The sequence below is a fragment of the Pseudomonas fragariae (ex Marin et al. 2024) genome (assembly GCF_059621105.1).
Genome location: NZ_CM184369.1, coordinates 2087690 through 2108236 on the forward strand (window position 1 = coordinate 2087690; position 20547 = coordinate 2108236).

Consider the following 20547-nt stretch of genomic DNA (forward strand, 5'->3'; position numbering starts at 1 on the left):
ACTGCGACGCTCAAAGCGCCTGTAGACGAAACAGTGCGATCTTGTTGATCTCGGCCAGGGCGCAAGCGAACTCGGCCTCGAGCGAGTGGTGAATGCGTTGCTCGAACGCCGCCAGAATCTTATGCCTGTCGCTGCCCTTGACCGCCATGATGAACGGAAAGCCGAAGCGGGCCTTGTAAGCCTCGTTCAGCTCGGTAAAGCGCTGGAACTCCTCAGGCGTGCAATGGTGGATACCGGCGCCGGCCTGTTCATCGGTACTGGCCTGAGTCAGCTCGCCTCGAACGGCAGCCTTGCCCGCCAGGTCCGGGTGGGCATTGATCAGTGCCAGTTGTTGCTCGTGAGTGGCACCCAGCAGGATCGCGCTCGTGCGCGCATGCAGGGTCTCGACCTGATCGAGTTGCGCGCCTGTGCTTTGGTCGAACGCCTGCTGCGCGACCCACGGTGAGTGTTCGTAGATATCGGCAAAGGCCGCGATGAACGCATCCCGGCCCAGGCTTGAAGGTGTCAGTGTCTTGAACGTGCTCATTGCTCGGCCTTGCCGGTAAACGGATGTTCAGTGTGCCAGTGCCGGGCGATATCGACACGACGGGTAAACCACACTTGCTCATGACCTTTGGCGTACTCGATGAAACGCTTGAGTGCGGCGAGGCGGGCGGGGCGGCCGATCAGGCGGCAATGCAGGCCGATGGAAAGCATCTTCGGCGCGTCTTCGCCTTCGGCATACAGCATGTCGAACGCATCCTTCAGGTACTGAAAGAACTGCTCGCCGTTGTTGAAGCCCTGCACCTGGGTGAAACGCATGTCGTTGGTGTCCAGGGTGTACGGAATCACCAGATGCGGCTTGCCGGTCGGGTTGTTCGGCTCCCAGTACGGCAGGTCATCGTCGTAGGTGTCGCAATCATAAAGAAAACCGCCTTCCTCCATGACCAGGCGCCGGGTGTTGGGGCCGGTGCGCCCGGTGTACCAGCCCAGCGGCCGTTCGCCACTGATTTCGGTGAGGATCTGGATCGCCTGGCGCATGTGCTCACGTTCCTGGGCTTCGTCCATGTTCTGGTAGTCGATCCAGCGATAGCCGTGGCTGCAGATCTCATGACCTTCGGCGACCATGGCGCGGATCACCTCCGGGTGACGCTGCGCGGCCATGGCCACGGCGAAAATGGTCAGGGGGATATCGAACTGTCTGAACAGCTTGAGAATGCGCCACACACCGGCGCGGCTGCCGTACTCGTACAGCGACTCCATGCTCATGTTGCGCTGGCCCTGGAGTGGCTGCGCGGCAACCATCTCGGACAGAAAGGCTTCTGATTCCTTGTCGCCATGCAGAATATTGCGCTCGCCACCTTCCTCGTAATTCAGCACGAAAGACAAGGCAATGCGCGCATTGCCCGGCCAGCGTGGGTGAGGCGGGTTGTTGCCGTAACCGATCAGGTCGCGTGGGTAGTCAGCGCTCACTGCAAGCTTCCTTCTTGTCCATGGGGTGCGTTGGTTGCGTTAAGTCAGGTGCAATGCCAGGCGCGGTCGAGGCATTGCTGGGTCAAGATTGTATACAATTTTATTTTCAGCTTGTAACCCTGTACGTTTCTGCACCGAAGCGTCTCGGCAAGAGTAAAACAAGCAAGAAACCTGCCTGACTGGTCAGCTAATCGTAAAAAACCTGATATTTTTCCTCTGCTTCCTCAAAGTCCGGCCCATCCCGTGCCCAGCCAGCCTCTTGAATACGGGCTGTTGGTCGATCAGGAATTTATTGTGTACAGCTTTTCCCGAAAGTGTCTTAATCGGTCGCAATCGCACGATGTAGAGCACTTCATTGGTGCACTGCGTCACCATGGCCGGATGTGAGGAGTGAAGTTTTGGGAAAATTGACCACACACGTACTGGACGCCGCTCACGGCTGCCCGGGCAGCGCCATCCGCATCGAGTTGTACCGGGTCGAAGACCAGCAGTTGCTGCATATTGTCAGTCTCCTCACCAACAGCGATGGGCGTTGCGATGCACCCCTGCTGCAGGGCGAGGCCTATCAATCCGGCGTCTATCAGTTGCACTTCAAGGCTGGCGATTATTACCGCGCGCGGGGCGTGGTCCTGAATGAGCCCGCCTTTCTCGATGAGGTGGTGCTGCGCTTCGGCATTGATGCAGGTCAGGAACACTTTCATGTGCCGCTGTTAATCTCGCCGTACAGCTACTCGACGTACAGGGGCAGCTGAATACCTCTTGCCCGCCCCACACTGCGGGCTTTTTTTTGCGCGTATCTGCGCTTTTGCCCTGTGTACAATGCGCCAGTCCCGACGCCGCCATCCACCTGCGCACGAGTGCCCATGAACGACCAGTCCCTGCCTCTCAAGAAACAGCCGCGCAGCCTTGGCTCAAGCCGTAACGTCACGCAGGACGATGTCGTTTACGAACATGTTTTCGATGCCATTCTGGAACAGCGGCTGGCGCCGGGCACCAAACTGAGTGAGGAGGCGCTGGGCGAGATTTTCGGTGTCAGCCGCACCATCATTCGTCGCGCCCTGTCGCGGTTGGGCCATGAGGGCGTCGTGCTGTTGCGCCCCAACCGTGGTGCGGTGGTTGCCAGCCCCAGCGTCGAAGAGGCGCGTCAGGTGTTTTTCGCGCGGCGCATGATCGAGAAGGCAATCACTGAACTGGCGGTCGAGCACGCCACTGCCGAGCAACTGGCCGAGCTGCGCCAGATGGTCAGCGACGAGCGCGACAGCTTTGCTCGCGGTGATCGGGGCGCCGGTATTCGTCTGTCCGGCGAGTTTCACCTCCAGTTGGCCGTGGCCGCGAGGAACGCGCCGCTGATCAGCTTCCAGCGCAGCCTGGTGTCGCAGACCTCACTGATCATTGCCCAGTACGAAACCGGCAATCGCACGCATTGTTCCTACGATGAGCACAACCAGCTGATCGACGCCATCGAAGCCCGCAATGCAGCGCTGGCCGTCGAACTGATGATGCATCACATGGACCACATCGACAGCAAGCTCAACCTTGACGAAGACAGCGCCTCGGATGATTTGCATGCGGTGTTCTCGCACGTCATGGGCCGGAAAAAGCCGGTGCGTTGAGGGTGTCTGGATAATTCAATCTCTTGACGACGCAGAGCGTCGTGAACTGCATTCCCACGCTGGAGCGTGGGAAACGATAATCTTAACTTCGTGCTGAAGCTCTGCGTCGGTAATTCAACTATCGTGCGACGCAGAGCGTCGGCATGCCGTTCCGGACGCTCCGCGTCCTCTTGACGACGCAGAGCGTCGTGAACTGCATTCCCACGCTGGAGTGGTGTGACCCCCGAAGGTTGGACAATTATCCACCTACGCTGCCTTGGCGGCCTGCATTCTGTATTCCACAGGACTCAGGCCGTTAAGCTTCAGTTTTATGCGTGAGTGATTGTAATACTCAATGTACTCTTCGATACCCGCTTGAAGCTCATCCAGATCGTTAAATTTGTTCAGGTAGAAAAATTCGGATTTCAGCGTGCTAAAAAAGCTCTCAATAGCCGCGTTGTCGTAGCAGTTACCCTTGCGCGACATGCTGGCTGCGATCGAATTCTCATTGAGCAGTCGCTGGTAAATAGGCATCCGATATTGCCAGCCCTGGTCGGAATGCAAAATCGGCTTTTCATGCGGTCCAAGCCGCTTAAATGCTCCTTCAAGCATTTCGTCGACCATGGAGTACAGCGGGCGCCTGGCAATCGCATAGGAAATGATTTCGCCGCTGTACAGATCCATGATCGGCGACAGATAAAGTTTCTGGCCTCCTACTTTGAATTCGGTCACGTCGGTGGCCCATTTCTGGTTAAGGTATTGCGCTTTGAAATCACGCTTTAGCAGGTTAGGCGCGGCCTTGCCTGTTTCGCCTTTGTAGGAACGGTATTTCTTCACGCGTATCAGGCTCTTCAGGCCTAGCTGCCCCATTAGTTTCTGCACCGTCTTGTGGTTCACAAGATGGCCCGCCCTGCGCAAAGCTGCCGTGATGCGACGATAGCCATACCGGCCCTTGTGCTCGTAGAAAGTTGCCTGAATCAGGTCTTTCAGCCCGGCGTATTTGTCATCTACCAGCAGTACCTTTTGTTGATAGTAAAAAGTGCTGCGTGCCAGACCGGCAAACTTCAGCAGGCCGTCCAGAGAATGTAAAGGCCTCAGTTCCATCACGATTTGCGCTTTTTCTGCTGCGCTATTCGTTGCTTCTTCTGAACCAAGGCATCGAGCTTTTTTAGATAATCGACCTCCATCCGCAGTTGCTTCACCTCGGCAAGCAACTCGTCACGCGAGCGCGATTCATCGTTGATCGGAGCGGAGTTCACAGGGGGAAGGGGCGTCGTCATCTTTCTTGGGCGTCCAACTTTCTTAGGGGGCTTTGAGGATGCGTTAAGAGCACCTTCGTCAAAAAGGCGCTGCCATAGATTGATGATGCCGAACTGACGGATATCGAACAAGGCCGCTGTCTGGCGCAGTGATAATCGCTCATCATGCATGCGCTTCAAAACAGCTAGCTTGAATTCGTCACTGTAACGCTGCCGCCTTTTCTCTTTAAGAGCGGCTGGGCCGTGGATCTGATAAGCCGCGACCCACTGACGAAGGCAGGAAAAGTCCACATCGTGGCGACGCGCAACATCCCTCAAACCTGCCTTGCCGGCACAATACTCTTTCACGGCTGCGAGTTTTGCCTGCTCTGTATATTTACCCATGACGCCTCCAAAGGTTGCATCCAACCTTCGGGGGTCACACCAGAGCGTGGGGAACGATAATCTTAACTTCGTGCTGAAGCTCTGCGTCGTAATTCAACTATCGTGCGACGCTCCGCGTCGTCATGCCGTTCCGGACGCTCTGCGTCCTCTTGGCACGCTGGGGCGTGAGGAACGAGGTGCTAGCCTCTGTCATGCACCAATCGCCCACCCGACCAGGTCTGCTTCACCGTCCGGTCGTCACCGATGGTCATCAGCACGAACAGAATCTCTTCGATAGTCTTCGCCTGCTTCAAGCGATACGACAGCAGCGGGGTGGCGTTGTAGTCGAGCACCAGGAAGTCGGCCTCGTTGCCGGGCTTCAGGCTGCCGACCTTGTCTTCCAGACGCAGCGCCCGCGCGCCGCCCAGCGTTGCCAGGTACAGTGATTTGAACGGATTGAGCCGTGCGCCCTGCATCTGCATGACCTTGTAGGCCTCGTTCAGGGTCTGCAGAATCGAAAAGCTGGTGCCGCCGCCCACGTCGGTGCCCAGACCGACATTCACCTTGTGCTTCTCGGCCATCGGCAGGTTGAACAGGCCGCTGCCCAGAAACAGGTTGGAGGTCGGGCAGAAGGCAATCGCCGAACCGGTCTGCGCCAGTCGGGCGCATTGTTCGTCGCACAAATGAACGCCATGGGCGAACACCGAGCGCTCGCCGAGCAGGTTGAAGTGATCGTAGACGTCCAGGTAATGCTTGCGCTCCGGGAACAGCGCCTTGACCCACTCGATCTCCTGAAGGTTCTCGCTGATGTGGGTCTGCAAGTACAGGCCGGGATACTCGGTGAGCAACTGGCCAGCCAGACTCAATTGCTCCGGGCTGCTGGTCGGCGCGAATCGCGGCGTCACTGCGTAACTCAAACGTCCTTTGCCATGCCAGCGTTCGATCAGTGCCTTGCTGTCGGCATACCCGGATTCTGGCGTATCGACCAGATAATCCGGCGCATTGCGGTCCATCATCACCTTGCCGGCGATCATGCGCAGATCAAGTGCCTGGGCCGCGCTGAAAAACGCCTCGACCGATGCCTTGTGCACGCTGCCGAACACCAGTGCCGTGGTGGTGCCGTTGCGCAGCAGCTCCTTGATGAAGATGTCGGCCACCTGCGCCGAATGCGCGGGGTCGGCGAACTGGCTTTCGCAGGGGAAGGTGTAGGTGTTGAGCCAGTCCAGCAATTGCTCGCCGTAGGAGCCGATCATGCCGGTTTGCGGCAAGTGAATATGGGTGTCGATGAACCCCGGTGTGATCAGTGCGTCCGTGTATTCGATCAGCTCGACATCGTCGGCGAGCCGCTCCAGCAGATCGGCAGCGTGACCCACCGAAACGATCTTGCCGTCCTCGACCAGCAGCAAGCCGTCGGCAAAGTATTCATAGGATGCTTCCAGCGCCACTTCGGCCGGGTCGGCGAGGCTGTGAACGATGGCGGCGCGGTAGGCTTTACGGCGGGAAACTGAACTCATGGCACTCTCGTTGTAACTCATTGCGACTGACTGCGGCGCGATGCAGGCAGCAGTCTGGCGATAGGTTCGGCGTTGGCGGTGTGTTGGCCAAAGCTGACATTGTAAGTGGCGATTATTTCCGCGGCGATCGACACCGCGATCTCGATGGGCAGCTTGCCTTTGACCTCGGCCAGGCCCATCGGGCAACGCATGCGTTGCAGCAGACTGGCGTCGAAACCGCGTTCCCGCAAGCGATGTTCGAACTTGACCCGTTTGGTTTTCGAGCCGATAAGCCCGAAGTAACCAAAGTCGCCACGCGTGAGGATGGCGGCTGTCAGTTCCAGATCCAGCTGATGGTTGTGGGTCATCACGATGCAATAGGTGCCGACCGGCAGTTGCGCGACCTCGTCGACCGGCTCGTCATTGATGATCTTCGTCACGCCCTCGGGCATCTGTTCGGGGAATTCCTGCTCACGGCTGTCGATCCAGCGTACCCGGCAGGGCAGGCTGGCCAGCAACGGCACCAGCGCGCGGCCGACATGACCGGCACCGAATACGGCGATCTGCGCGACGGGCTCGCCCATCGGTTCGAACAACAGCACGTTCACGCCGCCGCAGCACTGGCCCAGGCTTGCACCCAGGTTGAAACGTTCCAGGCGCGTCTGCCGGGTGCCGCTGGCAAGCATCTCGCGGGCGATTTCCATGGCCTTGTATTCCAGGTGGCCGCCACCGATGGTGTCGTGGATGTGCTCGGCGCAGACCACCATTTTCGATCCGGCATTACGTGGCGTGGAGCCCAGCTCCTCGATGATCGTCACCAGAATGCCGGGTTCTCCACGGGCCTGCAGCTCGGCCAGGGCGCTGATCCAGTTGTTCATTTCTGCTCCAGGACAGAGTGATCCAGGCCAGGCGCCTTCGCGAGCAAGCTCGCTCCCACGGGGGCATCCTGAATAGGTGAAGGCGAGCCTGGCGAAGCTTCACTTACCCGCGAAGAGGCAGAAACAATCGGCTCGGCGCCTTCGCTGGATGCGCGACGCGCAGCGCTGTTCTGGCGCATCTGTTCACAGCCCCATAGCACTTTTTCCGGTGTTGCCGGGGCGTCGATGTTCGGCTGATGACGGTAGTCGCCCAGACTCGCCACGGCGTCCTTGATGGCGCACCAGGCGGCGATGCCGAGCATGAACGGCGGCTCGCCGACGGCCTTGGAATGGAACACCGTGTCCTCCGGATTCTTGCGGTTCTCTACCAGCTTGATGCGCAGATCGAGCGGCATGTCTGCCACTGCCGGGATCTTGTAGGACGCCGGGCCGCTGGTCATCAGCTTGCCCTTGTCGTTCCACACCAGTTCCTCGGTGGTCAGCCAGCCGGCGCCCTGAATATAGCCGCCTTCGACCTGACCGATATCGATGGCCGGGTTCAGCGACGCGCCGACGTCGTGCAGGATGTCGGTGCGCAACATCTTGTATTCGCCGGTCAGCGTATCGACGATGACCTCCACGCAGGCTGCGCCAAAGGCGTAGTAATAGAACGGCCGACCACGCGCCTGGCTGCGGTCGTAAAAAATCTTCGGCGTCTTGTAATAGCCGGTGCTCGACAGCGACACCTGGCCCATCCATGCCAATTGCGCCAGTTCGGCGAACGGCAGGAACAGCTCGCCGATCCGCACATGGCCGTTGCGGAATTCGACCTCCGCTTCGCTCACCTGATGGTGCCTGGCAGCAAACTCCACCAGCCGTTGCTTGAGGATTTCAGCGGCATTCTGTGCGGCTTTGCCGTTCAGGTCCGTGCCGCTCGAAGCCGCAGTCGGCGAGGTGTTCGGCACCTTGTCGGTGTTGGTCGCGGTGATCTGGATGCGCTCGATGTCCACCTGAAACACCTCGGCGACCACCTGCGCGACCTTGGTGTTCAAGCCCTGGCCCATTTCAGTGCCGCCATGGTTCAGGTGGATGCTGCCGTCGGTGTAGATATGAATCAGCGCACCGGCCTGATTGAGAAAGCTGGCGGTGAACGAGATGCCGAACTTGACCGGCGTCAGCGCCAGGCCTTTTTTCAGAACCGGACTGCCGGCATTGAACGCACGAATCGCTTCGCGGCGCTCGGCGTACTGGCTGCTTTGCTCGAGGTCGGCGGTCATCTCTTCCAGCAGGTTGTGTTCGACCGTCTGGTAATAGTGGGTGACGTTACGCTCGGTCTTGCCGTAATAGTTGGCCTTGCGCACGTGCAGCGGGTCCTTGCCCAGGAAACGTGCAATGCAGTCCATGACCTCTTCGATGGCGACCATGCCCTGCGGGCCGCCGAAGCCCCGGTAGGCGGTGTTGGACGCGGTGTGCGTCTTGCAGCGGTGGCCGTTGACGGTGGCTTCGCCCAGGTAATACGCGTTATCGGCATGGAACATGGCGCGGTCGACGATGGACGCCGAGAGGTCCGGCGAATAGCCGCAGTTGCCGGCCAGATCCAGCTGTATACCCTGCAGACGACCGTCATCATCGAAACCCACGTCGTACTCGATGTAGAACGGGTGGCGCTTACCGGTCATCTGCATGTCTTCGAAACGTTGCAGGCGCATCTTGGTGGGCTGGCCGGTCAATCGGGCGATCACTGCGCACAGGCAGGCCGGGCTGGCCGCCTGGGTTTCCTTTCCGCCAAAACCACCGCCCATGCGGCGCATGTCGACCACGATGCGGTTCATTGGCACGCCCAGCACCTCGGCCACCAGTTTCTGGATTTCCGTGGGGTTCTGGGTCGAGCAATAGACGATCATGCCGCCGTCTTCGGTCGGCATCACCGAGGATATCTGGGTTTCCAGGTAAAAATGCTCCTGGCCGCCAATGTGCAGGTTGCCCTGCAGGCGGTGGGTTGCGCGCGCCAGCGCAGCGGCAGAGTCGCCACGCTTGTGCGTATGGCTGTCGAGCACGAAGTGTTTCTGGCGCAGGGCCTGGACCACATCCAGCACCGGTTGCAGGTCTTCGTATTCGATGATCGCCGCCATCGCCGCCTGGCGTGCAGTGTCCAGGTCGCGAGCCGCCACGGCGAGCACCGGTTGCCCGACGAACTCCACCTTGTCGATGGCCAGCAGCGGGTCGCCGGGCAGCAACGGCCCGATGTCCTTGAGCCCCGGAATATCCTGATGGGTAATCGCGATGCGTACACCTTCGAAGGCGTAGCAGGGCGAGGTATCGATGCTGACGATGCGCGCATGGGCGCGGTCGGAAAGGCGTGCGTACACGTGCAACTGGTTGGGAAATTCCAGGCGATCATCGATGTACACCGCTTCGCCGGACACGTGTTTGTCGGCACTGTCGTGCTTGACGCTGCGGCCCACGCCGGTGTTCAGACCCTGCTGAAATACCGCCAGCATCTCCGCCTGGGTGCTGTTTGAGGAATGCTCAGACATAGTCAGTCACCCGCGTTGGAACGGCTGGGGTCTGTAACTCGATGAAGTACTTGCGCAGCAGGTTTTGCGCACTCAACAGGCGGTATTCTTTGCTCGCCCGGAAATCCGAGAGTGGGGTGAAGTCCTCGCTCAGTGCCGCGCAGGCGCGCTCGACGGTTGCATGGCTCCATGGTTGCCCGATCAGCGCCTGTTCGCAGGCCGCTGCACGCTTGGGAATCGCTGCCATACCACCGAACGCTACGCGAGCCTCGTGGATGACGCCGCCTTCCAGGGTCAGACGAAAAGCCGCGCAGACCGCCGAGATGTCGTCATCCAGCCGTTTGGAGACTTTATAGGCGCGGAAAATCTGTCGCGAAGAGGCAGTGGGCACGATGATCTTTTCGATGAACTCGCTTTCCTGGCGGGCCGTGACCTTGTAGTCGATGAAATAGTCTTCCAGCGCCAGGGTGCGTTGACTGTTGCCTTTGCGCAGCACGATCTGCGCACCGAGGGCGATCAGCAGCGGCGGGGAGTCGCCGATGGGGGAGGCGTTGCCGATGTTGCCGCCCAGCGTGCCCTGATTGCGGATCTGCAACGAGGCGAAGCGCTGCAGTAACTCGCCAAAGTCCGGGTATTCGGCCTTGAGTGCTGCATAGCAATCGGTCAGCGGGGTTGCCGCACCGATCTCCAGGCGGTCATCGAAACGCTTCACGCCCTTCATTTCATCGATGTGTCCGACGTAAATCATCACCGGCAACTGTTTGTGAAACTGCGTGACCTCCAGGGCCAGATCGGTACCGCCGGCCAGCAGGCGCGCCTGTGGATGGCTGTCGTAGAGGTCTGCCAGATCCGCCACGGTCAGCGGAATGAAGCAGCGTTTTTCGCCGTCATTCAGTTCATCGGTGCTGGCCGGGGCGATGGCGCGCAGGCGTTCGACGGTTTGCGCCTGGCGCTGATCGAACTGGTCCGGCAGGCGCTGCGCGCAAGACTGCTCGGCGGCGGCCAGAATAGGGCGATAACCGGTACAACGACACAAGTTGCCGGCCAGGGCTTCGTGGGCCTGATGGGCATCGGCTTCGCTGCTGTTCTTTTGCAGGGCAAACAGCGACATCACAAAGCCGGGGGTACAAAAGCCGCATTGCGAGCCATGACACTCGACCATCGCCTTCTGCACGCTGTGCAACTGCCCCTGATGCTTGAGGTCTTCGACGCTGATCAATTGCTTGCCGTGCAGCGACGCCATGAACGTCAGGCACGAATTGAGGCTGCGATAACGCAGCGTTTGCTCGCCGTCGGTGTCACTGTGCAACTCGCCCACCACGACGGTGCAGGCACCGCAGTCACCACTGGCGCAACCTTCCTTGGTACCGGGCTTGTGTGCCTGCTCACGCAGGTAGGTCAGCACGGTCATGTTCGGATTCAGGCTGCGCTCGGTTTTTAGCTCTTGGTTCAAAAGGAACTGAATCACGGCGCAAAGCCCTCACGTTTATTGTCATCAGACATGTCGATGAATCTATCAGCTCTGTTTATTGGGTCAATTTGTTTCTGACTTCCGAGTCAGGAAATTGAGTTTTTCGGCAATCTGCCGATCAAAGAGCCTCTGGTTCTTGAATCGCCTGTCGGCTGTGATTCAAGGTTTTGCGTATTTCGTGCCAGTTTCCGCGTTTATGGCCCTGCGCCACCCGTGCCGGTTGAGATACACTCCGCGACTTGCATGCGGAACTGGTTTTTTCTGAAGGATAGTCATGACGTTCAAGGCCCCGGACAGCCTCGCTGAGCAAATTGCTCATCATCTTGCCGAGCGGATCATTCGCGGTGAGCTCAAGCCTGGAGAGCGTATCCAGGAACAGAAAGTCACGCAGGCGTTGAACGTCAGCCGTGGCTCCGTGCGCGAAGCATTACTGATTCTGGAGCGCCGCCACCTGGTAGTGATCCTGCCGCGTCGTGGCGCACAGGTCACGGTGCTCAATGCGCACAATGTCATTAGCCTGTGCAGCCTGATGAGCGAGCTGTACATTCTGCTGGCCAATGCGGTGGTCGAGCGCTGGAAGACCGAAGAGGATCTTGCGCCGTTTCTGCAGATACAACAGCGTCTGCAGGCCAGTTTCGAGCAGCAGGACGTCAATGCATTCGTCGAAGAGAGCTTCAATGTCATGCGCGCGGCTTACCCGTTCGCCAGCAACCCGTACCTCGAAGAAACCGTCGAGAACCTGCAGCCCTCCATGAGCCGCAGCTATTTCATCGCGCTCGAGCAACGCAAGGCTGACATGGGTGACTACCTGGCGTTGTTCGGCGATCTGCTTGGCGCAGTGGTGGCGCGGGATATGCCGAAGATTCGTGTCGTGCTGGTCAGCTACTGTCAGCGCAGCTGCCAGCTGGTGCTGGCCGCCCTGGCAGCGGGCTGACGCCGTGCGCCTGAAGTGCATCAAGCTGGCGGGGTTCAAATCTTTCGTCGACCCCACCACGGTGAACTTCCCCAGCAACATGGCGGCTGTCGTCGGCCCCAATGGCTGTGGCAAATCCAACATTATCGACGCCGTGCGCTGGGTCATGGGCGAAAGCTCGGCCAAGAACCTGCGCGGCGAGTCGATGACCGACGTCATCTTCAACGGCTCCACCAGCCGCAAGCCGGTGAGCCAGGCCAGCATCGAGCTGGTCTTCGATAACTCCGACGGCACGCTGGTGGGCGAGTACGCGGCGTATGCGGAAATCTCCATTCGCCGCAAAGTGACCCGCGACAGCCAGAACAGCTACTACCTCAACGGCACCAAATGCCGCCGTCGCGACATCACCGACATCTTCCTCGGCACCGGCCTGGGGCCACGCAGTTATTCGATCATCGAACAGGGCATGATCTCCAAGCTGATCGAAGCCAAGCCCGAAGACCTGCGCAACTTCATCGAAGAAGCCGCAGGGATTTCCAAGTACAAGGAGCGGCGTCGGGAAACCGAAAACCGCATTCGTCGTACCCATGAGAATCTGGCGCGCCTGACCGACCTGCGTGAAGAACTCGAGCGTCAGCTGGAGCGTCTGCACCGGCAGGCTCAGGCGGCCGAGAAATATCAGGAATACAAGGCCGAAGAACGCCAGCTGAAAGCGCAATTGTCGGCCCTGCGCTGGCAGGCGCTGAATGATCTGGTGGGTCAGCGCGAGGCGGTGATCAGCAATCAGGAGGTCGGTTTCGAGGCGCTGGTGGCCGATCAGCGCAGCGCCGATGCCAGTATCGAAAGGCTGCGCGACGGCCACCATGACCTGTCCGAACGCTTCAACCTGGTGCAGGGCCGCTTTTATTCGGTCGGCGGCGATATCGCCCGTGTCGAGCAGAGCATTCAGCACGGTCAGCAGCGGCTGCGCCAATTGCAGGATGACCTGCGTGAAGCCGAACGTGCCCGCCAGGAAACCGAATCGCACCTTGGGCACGACACCACGTTGCTTGCCACCCTAGGCGAAGAGCTGGAGATGCTCGAGCCCGAGCAGGAAATGACCAGCGCCGCCGCCGAGGAGTCGGCCATCGCCCTGGAAGACGCCGAAGCGGCCATGCAGGGCTGGCAGGAGAAGTGGGACGTCTTCAATCAGCAATCCGCCGAGCCGCAGCGTCAGGCCCAGGTCCAGCAGTCACGCATTCAGCAACTGGAACAGAGCATCGAACGCCTGGCCGAGCGCCAGCGGCGTCTGGCCGAAGAGCGTCAACTGCTGGCCGCGGACCCGGAAGATGCGGCCATTCTGCAATTGAGCGAAGACCTCGCCACCCGCGACATGACCCTTGAAGAGCTGCACATGGGCGAAGAGCAGGCGGTCGAGCGTCTTGAGCAATTGCGCGAGGCGTTGCAGCACGCCAGTCAGGCGCAACAGCAGGCGCAGGGCGAACTGCAACGTCTCAACGGCCGGCTGGCGTCCCTCGAAGCGTTGCAACAGGCGGCACTTGACCCGGACACTGGCACCGCCGAATGGCTGCGTGATCAGCAACTGGCCGAGCGACCGCGTCTGGCCGAGGGGCTGAGCGTCGAAGCCGGCTGGGAACTGGCCGTGGAAACTGTGCTGGGTGCCGATTTGCAGGCCGTGCTGGTCGATGACTTCGACGGGCTCGATCTGGCCAATTTCGAACAGGGCGATCTGCGTTTGCTCAGCGCGGGTGCCGACACGATTCGCGCGCCGGGCAGCTTGCTGGAAAAGGTCGACAGCACGGTCGACCTGTCGGCCTGGCTGGGCCAGGTGATTCCGGTCGAGAACCTGGATGAGGCGCTGGCGCGACGCGCACAACTCAGTGCCGGGCAAAGCCTGATCAGCCGTGACGGCTACTGGGTGGGGCGGCACTTTTTACGTGTCCGCCGCGCCAGCGAAGCGCAGAGCGGTGTGCTGGCGCGCGGTCAGGAATTGCAGCGGCTGGGTCTGGAACGCGATGAGCGCGAAGCGACGCTGGCCACTTTGGAAGAGCAATTACTGGTCTTGCGCGAGCAGCAGTCGCAGCAGGAAGACGCTCGTGAGCAGTTGCGCCGTCGCGTGCAGGACGAAACCCGTCAGCAAAGCGAACTGAAAGCGCAGCTGTCGGCGGTCCGGGTAAAAGTCGAGCAGTTGACCCTGCGCCGCACCCGCCTTGATGAAGAACTGGCCGAGCTGGGCGAGCAGCGCGCGGTCGAGCACGAACACCTTGGCGAATCGCGCCTGCAATTGCAGGACGCACTGGACAGCATGGCGCAGGATACCGAGCAGCGCGAAGTGCTGCAGGCCCAGCGTGATGCGCTGCGTGAGCGTCTGGACCGGATACGTCAGGACGCGCGGCAACACAAGGATCACAGTCATCAACTGGCGGTGCGTCTGGGCTCGATCAAGGCGCAATACGATTCGACCCGTCAGGCGCTGGAGCGCCTGCGCATGCAGTCCGAAAGGCTTACCGAGAAGCGTGAGCAACTGAGCCTGAATCTGGAGGAGGGCGAGGCACCGCTCGAAGAGCTGCGCCTCAAGCTTGAAGAGCTGCTGGAGCGGCGCATGGTGGTCGATGACGAAATGCGCATCGCCAAGAACGCACTCGAAGACGCTGATCGCGAATTGCGTGAGGCAGAAAAACGTCGCACCCAGGCCGAGCAGCAATCGCAACTGCTGCGTGGCCAGCTGGAACAGCAGCGTCTGGAGTGGCAGGCGCTGACGGTGCGTCGCAAAGCCTTGCAGGACCAGTTGCATGAGGACGGCTACGACCTGCATGGCGTGCTCGCCACGCTGACGCCGGAAGCCAGCGAACAGGCTGCCGAGCAGCAACTGGAAAGCATCGCCGGGCGTATTCAGCGCCTGGGCGCAATCAACCTCGCGGCCATCGACGAGTACCAGCAGCAGTCCGAGCGCAAGCGCTATCTGGATGCGCAGGATGCCGATCTGGTCGAAGCGCTGGACACCCTGGAAAACGTCATCCGCAAGATCGACAAGGAGACGCGAAACCGCTTCAAGGATACCTTCGATCAGATAAACAGCGGAATTCAGGCACTTTTCCCAAAAGTTTTCGGTGGTGGCTCCGCTTATTTGGAACTGACAGGCGAAGATTTACTCGATACTGGGGTGACAATCATGGCGCGTCCCCCTGGCAAGAAGAACAGCACCATCCATTTGCTCTCGGGTGGTGAAAAAGCCCTGACCGCGCTGGCGCTGGTTTTTGCCATTTTCAAACTCAATCCTGCGCCGTTTTGCATGCTTGACGAGGTGGATGCGCCGCTGGATGACGCCAACGTGGGGCGCTATGCACGGTTGGTGAAAGAAATGTCACAAACGGTGCAGTTCATCTACATCACCCACAACAAGATCGCCATGGAAATGGCCGATCAACTGATGGGGGTTACGATGCATGAGCCCGGTTGTTCGCGGCTGGTAGCGGTGGATGTGGAGCAGGCGATGGCGCTGGTGGATGCCTGATTCGACGCCTCGTTCTGCGGGCAAATGGCCGCCCGGAGGCCTGAAAATGAGACGCTGGTACATGAGATGGCAATTTGGGCGGCGAAGAGACGTAACAGACGGTGTAAAGTTACCTTTGGTCGTGCTAGTTTAGTGACCACTTTTTATTTTCGCGTGGGCGAATTGCCAGTCAGAACATAGACTTGGCACCACGTATTAAAGGGGTTTAGGCCCTTATTTTCAGATTTCTTCATTAGAGGCACTGGATTACATGGAAATCGGTCTGCGCGAGTGGCTGATCGTCATCGGCATAATAGTCATCGCCGGTATTCTCTTTGATGGCTGGCGCCGTATGCGCGGCAGCAAGGGTAAATTGAAATTCAGACTGGATCGGAGCTTCTCCAACCTTCCGGATGAAGAAGAAACCACGTCTGCCGAAGTGCTGGGGCCGCCCCGTGTGCTGGATACGCACAAGGAGCCGCAGCTCGACGAGCACGATCTGCCGTCCATGAGCGCCAGCCCGCGTGAAGGCAAGCGTAGCAACAGCGACAAACGCAGTGACAAGAAGCGCAAGGACGAGCCACAGCAGGGCGACCTGAACCTGGATCTCGACGGCCCAAGCCTGTTCACGGGCCGCGACGACGATTTCCCGGATGACAAGCCGACCCAGCGCATCACTGAAGACAAGGATCTGCCTCCGGTGGAGGAAGTGCTGGTCATCAGCGTGATCTCGCGCAGCGAAGGCGGTTTCAAGGGCCCGGCACTGTTGCAGAACATTCTGGAAAGCGGCCTGCGTTTTGGCGAGATGGATATTTTCCACCGTCACGAGAGCATGGCTGGCAACGGCGAAGTGCTGTTCTCGATGGCCAATGCGGTCAAGCCCGGCGTGTTCGACCTGGACGATATCGACCATTTCAGTACCCGTGCGGTCAGCTTCTTCCTCGGCTTGCCAGGCCCTCGTCATCCCAAGCAGGCCTTCGACGTGATGGTTGCCGCGGCTCGCAAGCTGGCTCACGAGCTGGATGGCGAACTGAAGGATGATCAGCGCAGCGTCATGACCGCGCAGACCATCGAGCATTATCGCCAGCGCATCGTCGAGTTCGAGCGTCGTGCGTTGACCCAGCGTCGCGGTTAAGCAAGCCCTTGGGCGGGTCCCCGATCATGAGCGTGCTGCGGCACGCCCTGTCGGGGCCTGACCTGAACAGAACAGAGCCAACAGATTGAGCAGCCTCGGCTGCTTTTTTGCTTTTTGAGAGAACACCGTATGAAGGCCGTCGAAACCCGAATCCTGGAACTGCGTGCAGAGCTGGATCAGCACAACTACCGCTACCACGTTCTGGATGAACCGAGCATTCCGGATGTCGAGTACGACCGCCTGTTTCACGAGCTCAAGGCCCTGGAGGCGGAAAACCCCCATCTGGTCACCCCTGATTCGCCGACGCAGCGGGTCGGAAGCGCGGCCTTGTCGGCGTTCACCCAGGTGCGTCACGAAATGCCGATGCTCAGCCTGGGCAACGCGTTCGAAGAAAACGACATGCTCGAATTCGATCGGCGGGTCACCGAGGGGCTGGATCTGCCGGCCGGGGACCTGTTTGGCGAAGGCGGCAAGGTGCAGTACAGCTGCGAGCCCAAGCTGGACGGTCTGGCCGTCAGCCTGCTGTATCGCGACGGTGCGCTGGTGCGGGGCGCGACACGCGGCGACGGAACCACCGGCGAAGACATCAGCGTCAACGTGCGCACAGTGCGTAACATCCCGCTCAAGCTGCAGGGCAAGGGCTGGCCGGACGTGCTGGAAGTGCGCGGTGAAGTGTTCATGTCCAAGGCCGGTTTCGAGCGGCTTAACGCCAGTCAGCTGGAAATCGGCGGCAAGACCTTCGCCAACCCGCGCAACGCAGCCGCAGGCAGCCTGCGTCAACTGGATTCCAAGATCACGGCCAACCGGCCGCTGGAGTTCTGCTGCTATGGTCTGGGCCAGACGTCGGCGGAAATCGCCGACACTCACATCGGCGTGCTTGAAGCGCTGAAAAAATGGGGCATGCCGGTCAGTCGCGAGCTGAAAATGGCGAATGGCGTCGAGGAGTGCCTGGCCTATTACCGCGATATCGGTGAGCGGCGCCTGACGCTGACTTACGAGATCGACGGTGTAGTGTTCAAGGTCAACAACCTGGCAGCGCAGCGCGAACTTGGCTTCCGCGCCCGTGAGCCGCGCTGGGCGATTGCCCACAAATTCCCCGCCATGGAAGAGCTCACCGAACTGCTGGATGTCGAGTTCCAGGTGGGTCGTACCGGCGCCGTCACGCCGGTCGCACGCCTCAAGCCGGTCAAGGTGGCAGGCGTCATGGTCGCCAATGCCACGCTGCACAACATGGACGAAGTGGCGCGGCTGGGGCTGATGATCGGCGACACGGTGATCATCCGGCGTGCCGGTGACGTGATTCCGCAGGTGGTGCAGGTGGTTGCCGAGCGCCGCCCCGAGAATGCCAGGGCAGTGCAGGTTCCGCAGACCTGCCCGGTGTGCGGCTCGCATGTCGAGCGCACGCAACTGATCAAGCGCAGCAAAGGCAAGGAGACTGTCACCGAGGGCGCGGTGTATCGCTGTGTCGGGCGTCTGGCCTGCGGTGCGCAACTCAAGCAGGCGATCATCCATTACGTGTCGCGTCGCGCCATGGACATCGAAGGGCTGGGTGACAAGACCATCGAGCAACTGGTCGATGAGAAACTCATCGGCTCGCCTGCCGATCTGTACAAGCTGAAATACGAACAGATCATCGACCTGGAAGGCTTCGCGGAAATCTCCAGCAACAAGCTGCTCAAGGCCATCGCCGACAGCCGACAGCCGACCCTGGCGCGCTTCATTTATGCGCTGGGCATTCCCGATGTGGGTGAAGAGACGGCCAAGGTCCTGGCGCGTTCGCTGGCGTCGCTGGAGCGTGTCAAACAGGCCTTGCCGGAAGTATTGACCTACCTGCCGGATGTCGGCCTGGAAGTCGCTTACGAGATTCACAGCTTCTTTGAGGACGAGCACAACCGTAGCGTTATCGATGCGCTGCTCGGTGAATGCGGTCTGCAATTGCAGGACCAGGGCGAGCTGGGCGCCGAGTTCGCTGCCAGCACCACGCTGGAAGGGCTGATAGACAAACTGCACATTCCGTCGGTAGGGCCGGGTGCTGCGCAGAAACTGGCGGACCGGTTCGGTACGCTGGAGGCCATCATCAGCGCCGACTGGCTGGACATGCGTCAGGCACTGCCGGAGAAACAGGCCAAGTCGGTCCGTGACTTCTTCGACGACAGCGCAAACGCAGAGCGCGCCCGCGCCATCGAAGCCCAGCTCAAGGACTTCGGCATGCACTGGCGCAGCGAGAAAAAAACCGTCGAAGGCTTGCCGCTGGCCGGGCAGACCTGGGTGCTGACCGGCTCGCTGGAGCGCATGAGCCGCGATGTCGCCAAGGAAAAACTCGAAAGCCTCGGTGCCAAGGTGTCCGGCTCGGTCTCGGCCAAGACCCACACCGTGGTGGCGGGGCCGGGTGCCGGCTCGAAACTGACCAAGGCCAACGAACTGGGCCTCACCGTGCTGGACGAAGATGCACTGCTCAAACGCCTGATCGAGCTGGGCGTGGCGGTTGATTGAGGAAGGCCGACGCTGCGTATGCCCTGATGATCGTGCGACGCTCCGCGTCGCATGCAGTTCTGGACGCTCTGCGTCCGATCTTGAGTGTGAGGGTGCGGCGTAGATCTGTGACGCGGAGCGTCACGCACTGCATTCCTACGCTGGAGCGTGAGGAACGATAATCCCGACTACCGTGCGACGCACCGTTTTGGTCCATGAACACGCCGTCAGCCTCATCATCCATGCCGCTCGATAATATTTTTGAACCCCTGAAGCGTCGGCATGATCTAGTCCATGCAAGGTCAACGGGAGATCGCCATGTATCGCTTTTTCGAGCAACTGAGTTCACGCATCACCGCCCCATTTGTCGGCGAATCCAAACGTAACAGCAAGGTCTGGCAGTGCACCTGTGGCCAGTCGGTGTTTTTCCCCAATACCCAATGCCTGGCCTGTTCGGCAGCGCTGGGCTACCTGCCTGAGCAGGGACGCGTCGCTACGCTCGAAGCAGGGCCTGAGCCCACTACCTGGCGCTTGAGCGATGAGCCGGGTGCCGGGCTGTATCGGCGTTGCGCCAACCTCGGCACTCCGGCAGCCTGTAACTGGCTTTTTCCAGAGCACAATGCCGGCGAATTCTGTGTCGCGTGCAGCCTCAATCACACCATTCCCGACCTGTCCGTGGTTGAAAACGGCGAGCGCTGGCGCAAGGTCGAGACCGCCAAACGGCGTCTGGTCGCACAGCTGATTTCCCTGGGCCTGCAGGTCATCCCCAAGACTGTCGACGAAGAAACCGGCCTGGCCTTCGATTTTGTCGGTGTCGATCTGGAAGGCAACCTGCCAACCACAGGCCATGCCAACGGTCTGATCACCCTGAACATCGAAGAAGCCGACGACGCACACCGCGAAGCGATGCGTGTACAGATGCACGAACCCTATCGCACCTTGCTCGGCCATTTCCGTCATGAAGTCGGTCATTACTACTGGGATCGGCTCATCGCCAATACCCACTGGCAGGACAGCTATCGCAACCTGTTCGGCGACGAGCGCGCCAGCTATGCCGACGCGCTCGATCACCACTACAAGAACGGCGCGCCGGACAACTGGCAGGAAAGCTTCGTCAGTGCCTACGCGACCATGCATCCGTGGGAAGACTGGGCCGAAACCTGGGCGCATTACCTGCACATGATGGATGCGGTCGACACCGCGCTGGGGTTTGGCATGAGCGCTCGCGACATGGAGCTCGATTACCAGCCGTTTCCGCTGGAAGTGCTCTACGACCCTCAGCATCCGGGCGGCCCGGCGTTCCTGTCGTTCGTCAATGCCTGGATCGAGCTGGCGAGCATGCTCAACGAGCTGTCACGCAGCATGGGGCAGCCGGATTTCTATCCGTTCGTGCTGCCTCCAGCAGTCATCGCCAAGCTGCACTTCATCCATCTGGTGATTCAGGATGCCGGTGGCAAGGCTGATGAGGTTCTACAGGCCCAGTAACGCGGGTCGTGCCTGACACGCTTCGGCGGCGTGTCAGGCGTTTGTT

14 protein-coding genes are annotated in these 20547 nt (G+C 60.1%); 7 read left to right on the forward strand and 7 right to left on the reverse strand.

The window, feature by feature from the left end:
• Window positions 1-10: 10 nt before the first annotated feature.
• Both uraD and puuE read right to left on the reverse strand, forming a co-directional pair.
• Entirely contained in the window at window positions 11-526 is a 516-nt protein-coding gene (uraD, locus tag AC54XV_RS09295; protein ID WP_024641046.1) for a 2-oxo-4-hydroxy-4-carboxy-5-ureidoimidazoline decarboxylase, read from the reverse strand.
• A complete protein-coding gene (gene puuE / locus AC54XV_RS09300; protein WP_024641045.1) occupies window positions 523-1452 on the reverse strand; it encodes an allantoinase PuuE in 930 nt (309 codons plus the stop codon). Before puuE ends, uraD begins: the two co-directional genes overlap by 4 nt.
• A gap of 398 nt (window positions 1453-1850) precedes the next feature.
• Here puuE and uraH point away from each other — a divergent pair, with 398 nt between their 5' ends.
• Together uraH and AC54XV_RS09310 are read left to right on the forward strand one after the other, a co-directional pair.
• Window positions 1851-2204 carry a hydroxyisourate hydrolase gene (gene uraH, locus AC54XV_RS09305; RefSeq protein ID WP_024641044.1) on the forward strand — a complete coding sequence of 118 codons (354 nt, stop codon included), beginning with the start codon at window positions 1851-1853 and terminating at the stop codon, window positions 2202-2204.
• 111 nt (window positions 2205-2315) lie between these two features.
• Window positions 2316-3065 carry a GntR family transcriptional regulator gene (locus AC54XV_RS09310; RefSeq protein ID WP_003397271.1) on the forward strand — a complete coding sequence of 250 codons (750 nt, stop codon included), beginning with the start codon at window positions 2316-2318 and terminating at the stop codon, window positions 3063-3065.
• Window positions 3066-3311: 246 nt separating this feature from the next.
• Here AC54XV_RS09310 and AC54XV_RS09315 read toward each other — a convergent pair.
• From AC54XV_RS09315 to xdhA, 5 genes are all read right to left on the reverse strand, one after another.
• A protein-coding gene (locus AC54XV_RS09315) for an IS3-like element ISPsy9 family transposase (protein ID WP_104722995.1) occupies window positions 3312-4687 on the reverse strand; the annotation gives its coding sequence in 2 pieces (ribosomal slippage) (window positions 3312-4216 and window positions 4216-4687; 1377 coding nt in all).
• Window positions 4688-4866: 179 nt separating this feature from the next.
• A complete protein-coding gene (gene guaD, locus AC54XV_RS09320) occupies window positions 4867-6180 on the reverse strand; it encodes a guanine deaminase (RefSeq protein ID WP_058399295.1) in 1314 nt (437 codons plus the stop codon).
• A gap of 17 nt (window positions 6181-6197) precedes the next feature.
• On the reverse strand, window positions 6198-7037 hold the full coding sequence (gene xdhC, locus AC54XV_RS09325; RefSeq protein ID WP_024640636.1) for a xanthine dehydrogenase accessory protein XdhC: 840 nt from the start codon (window positions 7035-7037) through the stop codon (window positions 6198-6200).
• Window positions 7034-9553, reverse strand: coding sequence for a xanthine dehydrogenase molybdopterin binding subunit (gene xdhB, locus AC54XV_RS09330; RefSeq protein WP_024641686.1), 2520 nt, complete (start codon window positions 9551-9553; stop codon window positions 7034-7036). Before xdhB ends, xdhC begins: the two co-directional genes overlap by 4 nt.
• Window positions 9546-11000 carry a xanthine dehydrogenase small subunit gene (xdhA, locus tag AC54XV_RS09335; RefSeq protein WP_058399256.1) on the reverse strand — a complete coding sequence of 485 codons (1455 nt, stop codon included), beginning with the start codon at window positions 10998-11000 and terminating at the stop codon, window positions 9546-9548. The genes xdhB and xdhA overlap by 8 nt, the downstream gene beginning before the upstream one ends.
• Window positions 11001-11277: 277 nt before the next feature.
• Here xdhA and AC54XV_RS09340 point away from each other — a divergent pair, with 277 nt between their 5' ends.
• The 5 genes from AC54XV_RS09340 to AC54XV_RS09360 all read left to right on the forward strand — a co-directional run bounded on the left by AC54XV_RS09340 (window position 11278) and on the right by AC54XV_RS09360 (window position 20501).
• Complete coding sequence (locus tag AC54XV_RS09340; RefSeq protein ID WP_011267259.1) at window positions 11278-11937, forward strand: GntR family transcriptional regulator; 660 nt, start codon at window positions 11278-11280, stop codon at window positions 11935-11937.
• Between the two features lie 4 nt (window positions 11938-11941).
• On the forward strand, window positions 11942-15430 hold the full coding sequence (gene smc, locus AC54XV_RS09345; RefSeq protein ID WP_496718432.1) for a chromosome segregation protein SMC: 3489 nt from the start codon (window positions 11942-11944) through the stop codon (window positions 15428-15430).
• A gap of 250 nt (window positions 15431-15680) precedes the next feature.
• Complete coding sequence (gene zipA / locus AC54XV_RS09350) at window positions 15681-16544, forward strand: cell division protein ZipA (RefSeq protein WP_003405868.1); 864 nt, start codon at window positions 15681-15683, stop codon at window positions 16542-16544.
• A 129-nt stretch (window positions 16545-16673) separates the two neighbouring features.
• The gene (ligA, locus tag AC54XV_RS09355; RefSeq protein ID WP_152091955.1) at window positions 16674-19037 is read left to right on the forward strand and encodes an NAD-dependent DNA ligase LigA; all 2364 of its coding nucleotides are present in this window, start codon (window positions 16674-16676) and stop codon (window positions 19035-19037) included.
• A gap of 297 nt (window positions 19038-19334) precedes the next feature.
• The gene (locus tag AC54XV_RS09360) at window positions 19335-20501 is read left to right on the forward strand and encodes a zinc-binding metallopeptidase family protein (protein WP_011267262.1); all 1167 of its coding nucleotides are present in this window, start codon (window positions 19335-19337) and stop codon (window positions 20499-20501) included.
• The last annotated feature ends 46 nt before the right edge of the window (window positions 20502-20547 follow it).